The organism is Salinisphaera sp. SWV1, from assembly GCF_052044155.1.
In the GTDB taxonomy this organism is placed as follows: Bacteria; Pseudomonadota; Gammaproteobacteria; order Nevskiales; family Salinisphaeraceae; genus Salinisphaera.
This window is the reverse complement of the sequence record NZ_JBQDYE010000012.1, coordinates 74430-86408: the sequence shown is the minus strand read 5'-3', so window position 1 is coordinate 86408 and position 11979 is coordinate 74430. Positions and strand designations below refer to the sequence as shown.

Sequence of the window (11979 nt, the reverse complement as noted above, 5' to 3'; positions counted from 1 at the left end):
TCGTGCCCCGCCCTAGCCGCGCAGCGCCACGCTCAGCCCGATCAGGCCGAGCACCCAGACGCCAACCGCGGCAGCGAGCAATAGTTTGGCCGGGATCGTCACGCGACGCCAGACATAATCGCCCACCAGCACGCCGGCACCGGTATAGACCAGAGCGGCGAACAACGCCCACCCCAGATGGCCATCCGTATACAACCAGCCGGGCACTCAGTTCCCCTCTTCGCGCATGGCGACCAGCGGGCTTTCACCCGCGCGTACGCGCGCGCCGCAACGAACCCGGCATGGCAACGAGGCCGGCACCTCGAGCACGACCGTACTGCCCAGGCGGATACGGCCGATACGCTGGCCACGCTCGACATCCGCGCCCGGCGCCACCCAGGTCTCGATGCGACGCGCGGCCAGACTCGTGATCTGGCGTACCGCCACCGGCCCGATAACAGAGTCCAGCACGGTACGCGTCTGCACCGGACAATTCTTTTCACGCAAAAACGTGAATTCACGCCCCTCGCCATCGGTGTAGCTCGCCCCGAGCCGCTCCACGGCCATGACCCGGCCGGCGACGGGGCTACGCTGGACGTGCATGTCCCAGAATGACAATGCAATGACAATGTAGCGAGTACCATCGCGACAGTCCGCGCTGGTCACGAGGCCATCCGCCGGCGCCAGCAACGTGTCCCCGACCGGTATGATCCGCTCGGGATCGCGATCGAAGAAGGCGAGATAACGCGGGTGAAATTGCTTGTCCCTGAGCCAGCCACGGATTTGCGCTTCAGGCCAGCGCTGCCGCGGCGGCAAGAGCGGCCGGGTCAGCGGCGATGGATAAGGCCAATATCGCACAAGCGATGCCAGCGCGACCGCCAGCGCGCCGAGAACGACGAGCTGCGCGATCAGCGTCACGATATGTCGGCCGGATCTTCAGCGTGCGCGTCCAGCCAGGCCTGGAGCTCTTCGCACGCCTCGCGCACCGCCTCGGGCAGCCTCGACTCGCGGCCACGCGGGCGCTTGATCCGAATGCGGGGCGCCCGTTTGCCGCGGCGGTTTCCGAGGCCGATGATCTCGAAGATACCTTCGAGCGTTGCGGCCGGTGCGGCCAGAAGCGCAGTCTCGGAAATCAGATGTGCGGCGCTGCGCTTGCTGAGCCGCTGCCGCCGATAGGCATTGTGGATGACATACCAGGTGAGCGCCCAGACCGCGGCCGCATCGATATCCGGCGCACTGGCGATCGAAGCAAGCAACGAATCGTCGTCATGCTCGAATTTCTCGGCGAGAAATCGTCGCGTATCGGTTTCGTCGAGCACGCGGGACGCGCGCGCGATAAAGCGTTCGAACGGCTCGTAGAACCAGAGCACGCGCGCCGGCGAGAAACGCTCGACCAACGTGCCAATCGAATCGGATTCGCCGCCGGCGACGATAATCACCGACGGCGCCCGCGACTTGCTGATCACGCCACGCACCTCATCGTCCGGCCGCAGGCGCTGGTCTTCGAAGACCCTCGGGTCGAGCGCGCGATAGACGTCGGTATCGAAATTCGACTCCAACGCATTCACGACCTGACCGTTGGCGATATCCGGCGTGCCCGCCATAAACACGACCAACGGTGTCTCGTTGGCACCACGCCCACCCCAGAGCCGTTGATAGAGTCGCTTACGCAGCAGCAATCGTCGTCGACGCTTGCCGGCGGTAGTATCCGGCGTCGGCAAATCGCTGTCGCTCATTCATTCGCTCCGCAAGAAGTCTTTAATTCAGCAATTTAGTGCTATCGGATGATGAGATCATGCCATCTATCCAAAACGATTGTTTCGAGCCATTACGGGTCTCCCGTATCCGCCCCCAGGACTCCTCGCCTTTTCCGCAACCGGCGCGCTTCATGCCAAAGCGGATGGTCGGCCAACCAGGCCCCGAACATAGCACCGACCGTTAGCACAGCACCCGCGCAGATCAACGGCGCCCACAAATCGCCAGGTACGGGCGTCCAACATACCCGCAAGAGGAGCACAGGCGCTAGCGCGCAAACAGCCACCACGAAACTCGGCCCGAGCGCAAGAACATAATCTCGAGCCGTGATATCCGTGCAGGTAACCAGCCCGGTTACAACACCGGCGACGGCTAATGCTGTCGCCGGAACCAGCGCCGCGGCCACGGCGACTAAGCTGAAGTAGGCACCGCAAATCAGCGCAGTAATGGTAAGCATCTGCCAGGCGGTCATCCACAATGTAGCCAGACCCACTCGCCCTACCGCCGTAAGGAAATTCTGGTACTGCAACACCAAAAGAGCCATTGCTGAACTTATAGCTAAAAACCGAAGAATCGGCGCCGCGGCGTCCCACTGATCCCCAAAAAAAATACGAATAATCGGGAACGACATCAACGAAGCAAAACCCAAGAACGGCCATCCCACGCCAGTGATATAAGTGAGTGAACGCAGGAATAGCGTTCCCGCCTCGCCGCCGTCACGATGCTGACGGGAAAAAGCCGAGTAAGACACCGCGCCGATGGCTCCGCTGATGTTCTCGTTAAACATCCGAACAAGGCCATAACCCCGGCTGAACATCCCAACATCAACAAATCCAAGCATTCGGCCGATCACAAAGTCCGGTGCGGCTTCGCCGGCTTGGCTCATCATCGTCCCAACCGTGTTCTTCCAACCGAATTGAGCTACATGCCGCCAATTCTCCAGACCCACGCCGCGCACTCGGTACCGCCGCCCCCAATACAGGCAACCGGCCACCGTCGCCACCATGCCACAAACAGCGCCCCAGGCCGGGCTATAGTAGCCCCAGCCACACCATGCCAGCAGTATCGTTACTCCATTCTGCACGATGGCAGCGGTAATATTAATCTTGTAACGAATACCGAACTGCATCTCGCGAGCAAGCAAAGCACCCGTAGTCGATCCAATTGGCAACAACAGATAATTAATGCTCAGAATGCGCACAACCGTCGTAAGACCTTGTTCGCGAAACAAGTCGGCGATATAGGGGCTCGCAAGGAAAAGAAGCACCGCCAGAACCCAGGCTATAATCAGGGTTACAGTAAATGCCGAACGCTTGGCGGCTTGATCAAGTGGCTCCACCTGAACCAAATATTCCGTGGTGCCGAAGTCCCGAAGCATATGAACGAGATTAATGAAGGCTACGGCGACCGAGTACACGCCGATCTGCGCGGGCGTAAGCAACCGACTGAGAATCATGATCGAAGGGAAAGTGATCAGGAAGTGGGTGTATTGTTGTGCGCTCGAAAACATCAACGCTACGCGAATTGTTATTGGCTCCGGAACGGTCTCGCGCGACGCACGCCCGCGTTGAGGACGAAGACGCATTTACTCTCCTTTTGAAACTGCGAGACTACGCGCCGCGCTTATAGCGAGCCGCGGGCCCATCATGCTCCGTTCTTCGGCGAAAAACAGATTACATAAAAATATATTTCATGCACCGAAGCTTTCCGAAACATGCGAGTTATTCCAATACCAATTCTCGATACCCGCCTCTCCAGACGACAGCCTCATGAGTCGGAGGACGAATATGAGCAACGACCGCCGCAGCTTACGGCAAGCGTGTCGGGATCACGGCGAACTGCGGCGCATACCGATAAGTAGGCCGCACCGGACGGCTCATAAACCAGGCCCAGGCTGAGCGAGCCTTCGTGCCGCCGGAAACTACCGCCGATGCCAACCCGATCTGAAAGTTAGCCACAAAGCCAGTATCCGAATCGGGATATCCCACCATCGTTCCGGGCGGGAATTTATAGCCGTCCTTCGCGCGTTTCTTTCTCAGCGCCCTATTAAGCCCCCGGCTGCCACATCTAAGCCCTTCGAAGCCCGGGAATGTCTTTCTATATACTTCGCCGAAGTTCTTATATAAAGCAGAACCGCTCGTGTCACGCACTCTTAATGTATAATTAGTCGCTAACTCCGGACAAAACTGCGCTGTCTCCAATGCTCCCAGTTGAAATTTCGCGAAATAATTTCGCATTTTTCGCGCACCTCTGAAACCGAGATCGTCAAGGTTGCCGGCAGCCCAGGTGAAAAACGATTGCTGCCAGGGCGGTATGGAAGTTTGCTGATTTGGGCCAGAGCGCGGATACACGATCGCGTTTCCGCTTGTGTCAAGACCGAGGTGGTTGGCTGCCGGATTATCAGCGTAACGTTTGTTATACCAAGCGATATTATTGCTGACCACTTGGTTGAAATATTTCTTAAATGGCGAGGTATCAGGCAGGAGATAGGCGGCATCGCCCAGTGTACGGAGCCCCCACGCCTGCGCCCTCACCTGCTGAGCGTAAACCAACCCCTGCTTAAAGCCGCGATAAGCCGGATTCTGTAGTAGCAGCAGCCAATCTGCCCAGAAACTCAATTCCTGCTCATAATACCAGTCCCCAGTTACGAGGTATGCGACGTATGCAGGGGCGCCGTGATGCGCCGTCTCAGCCTGAAGCGGGGTGCCACAGTCGTGTCCGCAGTGCGGTAATAGCTCATCATCGGCTTTGGGGGCGACAGGACATCGGGAAACTTCGCCAGCACGTAGCGTGGTAGCACAAGGATGGCGAGCGATGGATAACGCTTCACCGGTTGCCTGTTCGCGGAAATGCACGCTATAAGCGCCCAGTGCATCGCTGTCAGCCAACATCCAGCGATAAGCGCGATAGTCGTTGGGATTCACCACGTAAGCGGAACTCCACTGGGGCAATGGGCCAATTTGTGGTTGCGCGCCAGTAGATCCCATATAGGCCATGACGTCACAGTGGTCCATAGGAGCACAGGTCTGTCGAACCTTCGAAAGCACGGCATTTGACAGCGTAATATCCTCATAGCGCGGCACTGCCGGAGTATCCTGCAGGTAACGGCGATTGAGCGCAGCAAACCAAGGCTGGGATGCATACTTGCCCCACCAAGATACGTGATGCCAACGCGCATGCTGATAGTGACTCAGCGATTGAACGCTAAAAGCCTTCTGCCCCGGTACAGATATGGTGGCTGCGTACTTCAGGTCATGAGGGTTCGCCGCGTAAGCCCAATCGTTCTCGACCACGGTGTCCACCCGCACCGTTTCCACAGGCAGCGGTCCATATGCGCGAACAGCGAAGAACACCATTAGGTGCGGGTGCGGCTTGCCCGCCGCATTTACAGGGGGGGCACCGATTACCCATTCGCTGGCCAAGGGCCCGTCGAGCCAACGGCGACAATAAAGATGCTTGACATCGGCGCACCCTCCAGCCTGCATAACCCGTGCGAGCAAATCGCGCGCGTCCAGCTGCCATGAGCCGCCAGCCAACTGAAACATGGCACGGCTATCGAACCCAGTGTGAAGCACATCACGAAGGCTGATCGATCGCCCGCGTTGTCTTGAGGGTGTCGCGGCCATCACGAGCGTATCACTGCGATCTATATGGCACGGAACGTCGACCGTTATAATCGCATGACGTACAGAACCATCGCGATTGCGCGCAGCTACGTCAGTCTGCGTCCTGAGCGTCCGATCACCGTCTCGCAACGCGATGCGGTAGCCAGCAGGCACATCCCCGGCTCGAAACGGCTGCCCGAAAGTAACCGGTGCGCTCGCCCGACAATCGTGATTCAGATGAGCCAAGCGGATACCCGCAACGGCATGCTGAGCGGCGTTTTCCGCACTCGCGGCTCCGCCGCCCACCAGTAGAAATAACACCAATGCGCCTGCGGAAATAGCGCACATAACGCGGCATCGCCGGCGCCGATCAACTTGCGGCTCTCGCATAAACACTTCACTTATATGGGCATCTTGACCAGAGTCATTGCCGAGTAATTCTATTCTGCCTGAAATCGCCACACGGAAACCGATTAAACTTGATAGACTTCCGACCAGTTCAGAAGCCGGGTCTACCGTTCGAGGCAAGCTACCGATGACGCTCAGCGGGTTAAGAACCGAGACGCCTCCAGCCTCTATCTACGATGCCCCGTTGATCAGCGTCATTGTTGCCGCATACAACGTTGCTGACTATATTGGGCCATGCTTGGCGTCGCTTCTCGTGCCTGAAGCAGAAAACTGCGAGATCATCGTGGTCGACGACGGCTCTACCGACGCCACCCCTCAAGTAATCGCCGGATACCATGACCCACGGTTGCGCGTTATTCGTCGTGCCAATGGGGGCCCTGGGAGCGCACGCAATACAGGGCTGGAGGCCGCACGGTACGACTATATCCTATTCGTCGACGGAGACGACTGGGTTCAACCCGAATTAATACCAACCTGTCTAGCCTATATCCAGCAACATCCGAACGCTGATCTATTCGTGTTCGATTATGTGGACGTTATGGATTACGGCACACGCGACCGTATCTGTGAAGCCAACTTCTGGGAAGCCAAGTCTGCGCCGTGGAACAAGCTTTTCCGAAGAACGCTGATTGGCGATGAGCGGTTCGATGAAGACATTTGGTACGAAGATTTAGCCATCGTGCGTCCGTGGGTTGCACGCGCCAAGCAGCTGATACGAATCGACGCCATCCTGTATAACTACCGGTTCACTCGCCCCGGCTCGACCATGAACTCACTTGACGTCGAACGGCTCCTTGACTTGCCGCTGGCCATCAGCCGATGCGTAGCAAGAATCGAGGCCGATCCGTATCTGCTGCAGGCCGAACGCCTTGGCTTGGACTGGAAGTCGCGTCTTTACACTGTAGAAGCCTTTATTCAGGGTGTTATCAATCGGGGGCAGCAGATTACGGACCGCAAGGTCCGGATGGAATACGTAAAGCAGTTCATTGAGTACCTCGCCGAGCCAGAGTGCGTCGATACCCAAATCGTCCGGCAACACTACGGTCGCATAGTGTCGACGGCCAGCCGTTTTCACTTAGCGGGCGCACACAAGGCAGGAGATCTGCTATTACACGGACTCGGCGAAATAAAACGCGCTATCAGGGTTTCGGCTGGCTTGAGTTAATCGACCCGAGCGGCGACCCGGCGATCGGATGCCGACAGCATGGGCAATCCTGCACCACTCGGATATAGCTGCGTGAACGGATTAACTCTCCGATTCCGCCCTGCCCTTACGTCGGGTAGGCTTATTTCGCACGAGCTTCGGCCTTGACAAGGCAACGTCAGCAACTCCTGCGATACACTCATAATCCGCGACCGAGCCATGAATCGACCGGTAATTAGGTGAGGATACGGAGGTCTTGATGATACCGCCTCGAACTCAGGGGATCGAGTTGCCGACACTTAGCGTTGTCGTAGCCGCTTACAACATTGCCGATTTCATCGGGGCATGTCTCGATTCGCTGGTGAGCGAGACCTATGGGGATTACGAGGTCATAGTGGTGGACGATGGCTCAACAGATGCCACCCTCGAAATCCTGGCTGATCGAAGCGCTCGATACCCACAGCTACGAATAATACAGCGCGAGAATGGCGGACTAGGTGCCGCACGCAATACGGGTATAGCCGCAGCCTCTGGAAAATATTTGACTTTCGTCGATGGCGACGACTGGGTCGAGCCCGGCTACATCGAGACGTGTTTGGCCGAAATCTCGGCCCACCCTGAAATCGAACTCTGGGTCTTTGATTACATCGACGTAACTTCCCACGGCCGTCAGCGGCAGGCCTGCGCCGATGATTTCTGGTCGTGCCGAAACGCTGCCTGGAATAAAATCTATCGTCGCGAACTTATCGGCGGAGAGCGGTTCGACGAAGATATTTTGTATGAAGATTTGGCGGCAGTACGGCCGTGGGTCGCGCGTGCGAATCACAAACGTTATTTGGATCGCGCACTTTACAATTATCGCAACCTGAGAAAGGGTTCGATCATGAGTTCAGTCGACACCACACGTTTTTTTGACCTATTCACGGCTGCCGATCGCTGCGTTGAGCGCATCGAGTGTTCGCTGGGCGCAGACCGCGCCCAAGCCCTTTTGGGGGCAGATTGGCGGCGACGTTTTTACACGAGTGATGTCTTCATGCCCGGCCTGGTCGACTGGCCACGCAAGATAGCAGAAGCACCGTTGCGTCGGCGCTATGCCGCAGAGTTTACGTCGCATCTCAACGAAAACACAGATGGCATCAGCAAAAGCCTCTTGGCGCGCGACTTCGGCCTCAAGATTGCTTTGGCTGCGTTATGTTACGAGTACAGCGCCTTAGGCGCCGGTGATTTCTTGCTCCATCGAATGGGACGTATGAAGCGACGATTGACGAGCCTCTTTTCTGGCAACCACCGTTCCGCATGAGAGCCGAAACACCTAGAACGCCTCGCTATAGCATTATTGTCGCGGCCTATAACGTCGAAAACCTAATCAGCGACTGTTTAGCCTCACTACTATCTCAGCAAGTCGACGACTACGAAATTATCATCGTCAACGATGGCTCCACGGACGGTACGCTCAACGTAATTCAGACATTCGCTGATGTCTCCAGAATAACCCTCATAGACAAATCAAACGGAGGCTTGAGCGACGCGCGAAACGCGGGCATCGACCAATCTCGCGGCGACTATCTTATGTTTGTTGACGGCGACGATTGGATCGAGCCTAATACGCTGCTTTGCTTAGAAAAAACGCTGAAACAGAAACCGGAATGCGATTTGCTTGTTTTCGGGTTCTACGAAGTTCATGGTAAGACCCGGTATCCGCGCCCGCACGTCGCCGACTTCTGGAAGATGACCAACTCCGCTTGCAACAAGTTGTTCGCCCGAAGCCTATTCGGCGATGATCGATTCGATCGCGGGATATGGTATGAAGACCTTGCGATCGTACCCGCGTTGTTCGCGAGAGCACGGCAGCCGACCACCGTAAACGAGTTACTCTATAATTACAGGCGGGATCGCCCCACTTCCATCATGAACACCGTCGATTTCGATAGAGTTTACGACCTGCCCATCGCTGCCATGCGCTGTATTGACCGGATCCAACACGACGAGGCCACCGGTCGTATAGTCCCCATGGCACAACACCTCGGCGAGAATTGGAAAAACCGCTTCCTAACCGTAGAGATATTCATTCCCGGCGTACTGCATCGCAGTCGCTCAATCACGGACCGTGCTACGCGCCGCCGCTACATCGCCGAGATGATGAGACGTTTTCCCAAACGTACAGATATCCGCCTGGACATCGTCAACAAACGATATGGTCGAAAAATGGCTCTCGGCGCCGCGCTCTATCGTTGTGGCTTCGACCATATCGCGCATTTCATATTGCACGACATGGGCGCCATCAGATGCTGGGCCCAGACACTGCTTAGATCGTTGACGGGAGCAAAGCGTGCCCGCTAGTACATCATCATATATGGTTCCGCCGCAGGCCAGCCTTCAGGTTTAACCTTCTGCTAAAGACGCAAGCAACGCTGCTAACTTGGCCGTTGTCGCCTGCCTGGAGTAACGCGCTACTCGTTCGTACTCAGGAATAATTCCGGCCGTTTGACCCGATGCAATTACCTGCAGCAAGCGCTTGATTCCTTCCACGATTGCCGCGACAGAATCGGCATCTACCCTGATGCCGGCGTTCAATTGATTGAGTAGCTCTGCGGTATCACCTTCCGGGTCGACCAGCGCCAGAATCGGGCGCCGCGTGCGCAGATACTCAAACAGTTTCGCAGGCACCTGCAGATTGAACTCCTTCCCTTGCAACAAAAGCAGACCGTCTACAGCCCGTTGCTCCTGCACTGCCAGCCGGTGAGGCAACCGAGGTTCCAGTGAAACGAGATCCTCGATCCCCCGCTGCTTTACATCGTGTCGATAGCGGCATTCGTGCTGGCTGTTGCGTAATATGATTTGCACACCGTTGGCATCAATCAGGCCCGCCTGCTTCAGTAACTTTAACGCATCAAACAACGCAACGGGATCGCGTCCCTCAGGATAGAGATGACCGCTGTGTAGCAGCCGAATCGGCCGCGTCGCGGCCGGCGATCCTTGTTCTCGCCCACCGGGGGGCTCGATCGATTCGTCAAACCCATTGGGAAGCACGCTGGACCGCTCCGCCAGCCCAGGATAGCGCCCTTCCGCCTCCCGGCATGCACCGGGGGTCACGAATACGACATGGTCCGCCCGGTTCATCGTTTTATTCTCAACCCAACGTTGCACCTGACGCTGTATCGGCTGACCGGCCGGCCGGACGGGATCACGAAATTCAGCCACCCACGGCAAACCACTCCATCTTGCGAGCACGCCCGCGATCAGATGTGAGGTCGCAATAGGATACGTCGACCAAATAGCCTCAATAGGATATCGGCGGATAATCTGCATACCGGTCGCAATCGCGCCTGGCGCCCAGCTGATCCAACGGTCTGGCATAGCGGTCACGGATAAGTACCGGCCCCGCCAACCCAAATGACGCTTGGCATCGAGTACGCAACTTCGATGCAAGATAGCTCGCTCAGGAGCGCGCGCCCCGGCATCACATTCGCCATAAGCAGACGCCCAAGGCGCAAGCACATGGGCGCGCCACCCGTAATCAGGCAACTGAGATGCAAACGCGCATGTACGGAAGGCTCCCGCCGATGCGGCGATTGGTGGATAATGAAAGGCTATCATCAGCACGAGGCGGCAGTCTCGCGACGAGGCCTTTATTGCAGTGGAAGGCACGCTGTGCTGGCCGCCTACCAAGGTGGTAGATCCTGTATGCCGTTCGCCCGCGCTGCCCGGCTGGCACGTGATCGCCGACTAGTCGACGCAGTAGACGCGGAGTAGGTCGATTCGGGATGATTCGGCGCGCCCGGACTTACCGGCAAGTGAGGCCTGCTTCCCGGCGTACTTTTTGCATCGGACGAACGCCCGTACTCCGCCACAAACCGAGCAGTCAAGGTCTGGATCACGGCGACCAACGCGATCATCTGATAAAAGATGTCGATATATGGCATCGGCAGCAGAGCGCCCGCAGCAACGAAAGCAATTAAGCTCACTTGCAACATACTGGCCAAATCACCGATCCAAGCCAGTTCAGGGCCCGCCCGAGCCTGCTTTTTCACTCGAGCGAGCCCCATATACCCCACCACTAGAATCAGCAAAAACAACGCCAGGCCCACGAAACCGAGTTCGCCCAAAACTTCGAAAAAGATGCTGTGAATTGCGCGATGGGCCGCGCCGGGCGGGCCGTAAGTATTCCACATGGAAGCGCTCGACCATACCTCGAACCCACCCCCAACCAAGGGGTGTGCGAGGGCAACGTTCGTTGCGAATTTCCACGAGTTGATCCGACCTTGCGCGGAAGTATCCTGATGATAGTGCTTGATACTATCGATGCGACTCGTATATTGCGCCGGCATTAACATGGCGATCGAAAAAACAAGAAAGGGCGCTACAATAAGCAGACCGATTCGTTTCCGGCTCTTTAGAATCAGCATGAATCCCACGATGCAAAGTGCGAGAAAGCCGCCACGCGAGTACGTGCCGATAACTGCCACTGAGGTCAGAGCCATCATGACCCAGAGTCCATTGCGAACCCAGCGGCTGTCGGTATAGATCTGCACATAGCGCATCAAAGGGATAACCATGCACATAACCATCGCGAACGCATTGTTATCGCGAAAGAAACTCGCCTGAGGCCCCATCACGTGATAACTGCCGCCCGTAAGCAGGGTAAAAAGCCCCCCTTTTGCCCCCCATAAACCAAAAGAACCGACAATGACCCAGATAACCCACTGGAGTTTTTGCCGATCTGTCACGAGCATAACTGTGACATACGCCATGACCATCATTTTGAAGAGCTCGGTGAAGCGATCAAAAGCACGGTCGAACAATACAGCCTGCGACGTGCTCACTGCAGTCCAGATCAGGAACAAGGTCATCAGAATAATCACGGGCTTCAAGCGCAGTGCCTCGCGCTGCCGGGGTTGAGCAACAAGGCCAGTCAAAGTGATGATGGCCACGATCATCACCCAAGGGAAATTGACAGCGAAGCCCCACGTCATTCGGTGCGGATTCAAATAACTGAACATCATCCACAGCAGCAGGCCGATGATCGGGCGCACGAATGCCATCGGGAGGGTGCCGGCCACAAACAGCAGCAACGCAAGGGAGCGCATC

10 protein-coding genes are annotated in these 11979 nt (G+C 56.9%); 3 read left to right on the top strand and 7 right to left on the bottom strand.

The genetic code is table 11. From position 1 onward, the window contains the following. Positions 1 to 12: 12 nt before the first annotated feature. The 5 genes from ACS8YF_RS08035 to ACS8YF_RS08015 form a co-directional block, all read right to left on the bottom strand. Complete coding sequence (locus ACS8YF_RS08035) at positions 13 to 207, bottom strand: hypothetical protein (RefSeq protein ID WP_440849697.1); 195 nt, start codon at positions 205 to 207, stop codon at positions 13 to 15. Beyond that, complete coding sequence (locus ACS8YF_RS08030; RefSeq protein WP_440849696.1) at positions 208 to 897, bottom strand: phosphatidylserine decarboxylase; 690 nt, start codon at positions 895 to 897, stop codon at positions 208 to 210. Then, the gene (locus tag ACS8YF_RS08025; protein ID WP_440849695.1) at positions 894 to 1715 is read right to left on the bottom strand and encodes a hypothetical protein; all 822 of its coding nucleotides are present in this window, start codon (positions 1713 to 1715) and stop codon (positions 894 to 896) included. The genes ACS8YF_RS08030 and ACS8YF_RS08025 overlap by 4 nt, the downstream gene beginning before the upstream one ends. 92 nt (positions 1716 to 1807) lie before the next feature. Next, the gene (locus tag ACS8YF_RS08020; RefSeq protein ID WP_440849694.1) at positions 1808 to 3319 is read right to left on the bottom strand and encodes a lipopolysaccharide biosynthesis protein; all 1512 of its coding nucleotides are present in this window, start codon (positions 3317 to 3319) and stop codon (positions 1808 to 1810) included. Between the two features lie 223 nt (positions 3320 to 3542). After that, on the bottom strand, positions 3543 to 5801 hold the full coding sequence (locus ACS8YF_RS08015) for a hypothetical protein (protein ID WP_440849693.1): 2259 nt from the start codon (positions 5799 to 5801) through the stop codon (positions 3543 to 3545). A 130-nt stretch (positions 5802 to 5931) separates the two neighbouring features. Here ACS8YF_RS08015 and ACS8YF_RS08010 point away from each other — a divergent pair, with 130 nt between their 5' ends. The 3 genes from ACS8YF_RS08010 (at position 5932) to ACS8YF_RS08000 (ending at position 9231) form a co-directional block, all read left to right on the top strand. After that, on the top strand, positions 5932 to 6912 hold the full coding sequence (locus tag ACS8YF_RS08010; protein ID WP_440849692.1) for a glycosyltransferase family 2 protein: 981 nt from the start codon (positions 5932 to 5934) through the stop codon (positions 6910 to 6912). A gap of 238 nt (positions 6913 to 7150) precedes the next feature. Beyond that, positions 7151 to 8191, top strand: coding sequence for a glycosyltransferase family 2 protein (locus tag ACS8YF_RS08005; RefSeq protein WP_440849691.1), 1041 nt, complete (start codon positions 7151 to 7153; stop codon positions 8189 to 8191). Continuing rightward, positions 8188 to 9231 carry a glycosyltransferase family 2 protein gene (locus ACS8YF_RS08000; RefSeq protein ID WP_440849690.1) on the top strand — a complete coding sequence of 348 codons (1044 nt, stop codon included), beginning with the start codon at positions 8188 to 8190 and terminating at the stop codon, positions 9229 to 9231. Before ACS8YF_RS08005 ends, ACS8YF_RS08000 begins: the two co-directional genes overlap by 4 nt. 42 nt (positions 9232 to 9273) lie before the next feature. Here the strand turns inward: ACS8YF_RS08000 and ACS8YF_RS07995 are convergent, their stop codons facing one another. Continuing rightward, positions 9274 to 10488, bottom strand: coding sequence for a glycosyltransferase (locus ACS8YF_RS07995; protein WP_440849716.1), 1215 nt, complete (start codon positions 10486 to 10488; stop codon positions 9274 to 9276). 65 nt (positions 10489 to 10553) lie between these two features. Beyond that, positions 10554 to 11978: a putative O-glycosylation ligase, exosortase A system-associated gene (locus ACS8YF_RS07990; RefSeq protein ID WP_440849689.1), complete on the bottom strand. Its 1425-nt coding sequence runs from the start codon at positions 11976 to 11978 to the stop codon at positions 10554 to 10556. Position 11979: the final 1 nt, after the last annotated feature.

Coding starts and splice junctions, on each gene's coding strand:
- ACS8YF_RS07990 (WP_440849689.1), bottom strand. CDS start 11,978: ATGCGCTCCCTTGCGTTGCTGCTGTTTGTGGCCGGCACCCTCCCGATG.
- ACS8YF_RS07995 (WP_440849716.1), bottom strand. CDS start 10,488: ATGATAGCCTTTCATTATCCACCAATCGCCGCATCGGCGGGAGCCTTC.
- ACS8YF_RS08020 (WP_440849694.1), bottom strand. CDS start 3,319: ATGCGTCTTCGTCCTCAACGCGGGCGTGCGTCGCGCGAGACCGTTCCG.
- ACS8YF_RS08000 (WP_440849690.1), top strand. CDS start 8,188: ATGAGAGCCGAAACACCTAGAACGCCTCGCTATAGCATTATTGTCGCG.
- ACS8YF_RS08025 (WP_440849695.1), bottom strand. CDS start 1,715: ATGAGCGACAGCGATTTGCCGACGCCGGATACTACCGCCGGCAAGCGT.
- ACS8YF_RS08005 (WP_440849691.1), top strand. CDS start 7,151: ATGATACCGCCTCGAACTCAGGGGATCGAGTTGCCGACACTTAGCGTT.